Below are 226 nucleotides of genomic sequence, written 5' to 3'. Positions count from 1 at the left end.
CGATCTTTCGCGCAGTTGGCACGCAGGCGCTCAGCGATCTCGGGACCAAAGTCTTCGGCTACGGTCAATTTTGGGATTGGCTTACCCGGTTGCCCCGCCTCTTCGATGATCTTCGGCCAGCGTGGCTGGTAGCACAGCAGCAACGAGATCCAGTGACAGAGCGCGAGCAGGACAATCAGCGGGGACAGCAGCGTACCGGCAACCAACGTGCCGATCTTGCTTCCGT

At 60.2% G+C, this 226-nt stretch carries 1 pseudogene; it reads right to left on the bottom strand.

The annotated features are described in order from the left end of the window. A pseudogene (locus tag NPS29_RS28720) lies at positions 1 to 226 on the bottom strand (hypothetical protein); the annotation flags it as partial.

Origin of the sequence: Pseudomonas putida, from assembly GCF_028682175.1 — a bacterium.
GTDB classification, from domain to species: domain Bacteria; phylum Pseudomonadota; class Gammaproteobacteria; order Pseudomonadales; family Pseudomonadaceae; genus Aquipseudomonas; species Aquipseudomonas putida_AD.
This window is presented reverse-complemented; position numbering and strand designations above follow the sequence as displayed.